Consider the following 1,447-nt stretch of genomic DNA (forward strand, 5'->3'; position numbering starts at 1 on the left):
ACCGTTCGGCTGAGTAGCGAACAACAAAGTACCATTCCTTGGGTGGTGTGGTCGACAGATCAACAGGAAGTGATTGCCAGCGGTGAACTTGCCGGATGGGAACACTTGGATGAGTTGGTATCGTATGCCGGCCCGCGCCAAGTCATCGCTTTACTAGCGAGTAATGATGTGGTGTTAACTCAGGTGGACATTCCGCCTGGTGCCACACGTCAGTTCGACAGCATGTTGCCTTATTTGATTGAAGATGAAGTCGCGCAAGATGTGGATAGCTTGCACTTCACCGTATTGGGTAAGCAAGCGGATAAAGCACAAGTGTGTGCGGTCGAGCGTGCATGGGTACAAACCGTGCTACAGCGTTTTGCTAGCCAAGGGTTGACCATCAAACGCATCTTGCCAGATGTATTGGCATTGCCTGTCAGTGATGACAACAGCAGTGCGGCACTGATTGGTGAGCAATGGCTAATTCGTCACTCAGAGACGGAAGGCGCGGTGGTGGATTCGGCGTGGCTGGATCTTTACCTCTCTTCTTACCTGCAAAACCATGAAGGTTGGCAACTCGATTGCTACAGTTCCGTGCCAGAATCGACTGTGGAGAGTGTATGGGTTCCTAAGCCAGAAGAAATGACGATGGCGTTGCTCGCAAAAGGCGTCGCGAGTAGTAAAACGAACTTGTTAACTGGCGAGTTTAAGCCGAAGTCTTCTTGGGGTAAGTACTGGAAAGTTTGGCAAAAGGCGGCTATCGCTGCGGGCGTTTTGTTAGTGGTGGTCGTGGCTCAGCAACTTCTCGTCGTCCACAAGTACGAGGCGCAAGCACAAGCCTATCGTGAAGAAAGCGAACGTATTTTCCGTCAGGTTTTCCCAAACAAGAATCGAATTCCGACCGTAAGCTACTTAAAGCGTCAAATGACAGATGAAGAGCGCCGTTTATCTGGTGGCTCAACAGATGTTGCGATGTTGTCTTGGCTTGCGGCCTTGCCAGCAACGCTTGGTCAGGTGAAAGATCTAGAAATCACCAGTTTTAAGTATGACGGCCAACGTGGTGAAGTGCGCATTCACGCACGTAGCTCAGACTTCCAGCCTTTTGAGCAGGCTCGTGTGAAGTTGGCTGAGAAGTTTAATGTTGAGCAAGGTCAGCTTAATCGCAGCGATAACGTTGTGATGGGTAGCTTTGTGTTGAAGCGTCAGTGAGGTGATGATGAAGAATTTAATTTCTCAAGCGCAAGCTTGGTGGAGTGGCATCTCTCAGCGTGAACAACGACTTGTGCTGGGCTGCGGTGCATTCGCCATCCTTGGCATTCTTTACTGGGGGCTGCTGCAGCCGATGAGCCAACGTGCAGAGTTGGCGCAATCTCGTATCCAAAGTGAAAAGCAATTGCTTACATGGGTACAAGACAAAGCTGATGACATTACCGCATTGAGAAAAAGCGGGGGTGTCAGTTTTTCCAAT

General features: G+C 50.1%; 2 protein-coding genes. Both read left to right on the forward strand.

Going from position 1 to position 1,447, the window contains the following annotated elements:
* Positions 1–1,188: type II secretion system protein GspL (gspL, locus tag R7127_RS26150; RefSeq protein WP_318148676.1), on the forward strand; the 1,188-nt coding region annotated here is incomplete at its 5' end.
* A 7-nt stretch (positions 1,189–1,195) separates the two neighbouring features.
* The coding region (locus R7127_RS26155; protein ID WP_318148677.1) for a type II secretion system protein M at positions 1,196–1,447 on the forward strand (252 nt) is incomplete at its 3' end.

This window comes from Vibrio sp. 1159 (assembly GCF_033340395.1).
Taxonomy (GTDB): Bacteria; Pseudomonadota; Gammaproteobacteria; order Enterobacterales; family Vibrionaceae; genus Vibrio; species Vibrio alginolyticus.